The organism is Arthrobacter sp. MDT2-34-1, assembly GCF_059091365.1.
Window position 1 is genome coordinate 1 of record NZ_JBNHGO010000129.1, and the last position, 489, is coordinate 489.

At 69.1% G+C, this 489-nt stretch carries 1 protein-coding gene; it reads right to left on the bottom strand.

Annotated features, from left to right (window positions below; all coding sequences use genetic code 11):
- On the bottom strand, nt 1-489 hold a 489-nt coding region (locus AC5RVV_RS18005), incomplete at both ends, for an S-layer homology domain-containing protein (protein WP_494002713.1).

A 489-nucleotide genomic window follows, 5' to 3' on the forward strand; every position in this document is an offset into this window, starting at 1 on the left:
CTCCAGCCACGCGATTTCCTTGTAGAACTGGTTGTCCGTGGCGACGTCTTCGAACGGCGAGACCTCCGGGGCGGTGAACTCGGGCGAGCCGGCCATCCGGTACAGGAAGGCTGCCATCGCGTCGCGGTTGACGGTCTGCAGGTACCGGAACGTGCCGTCGCCGAAGCCGGTGGTGACACCGGTGGTCTGCAGCCAGGAGATTTCCCGGAAGAACTGGTTGTTCGGTGCCACATCCCGGAACGGGGTTGCCGGGGCGGTGAACTCCGGCTGGCCGGCCAGGCGGAACAGGAAGGCTGCCATGGCGTCGCGGTTCACGGGCTGGACCGGGCGGAAGGTGCTGTCCGGGAAGCCGGTGGTGATGCCCAGATCGGCCAGGCGGGCGATCTCCGCAGCGAACTGGGTGTCCGCGGCGACGTCGGTGAACGGGGTGGCGACCGGTACCGGGTCAACCGGCGGGTCGACCGGTGCCGCGGCGGGAGCGGGTGTCGT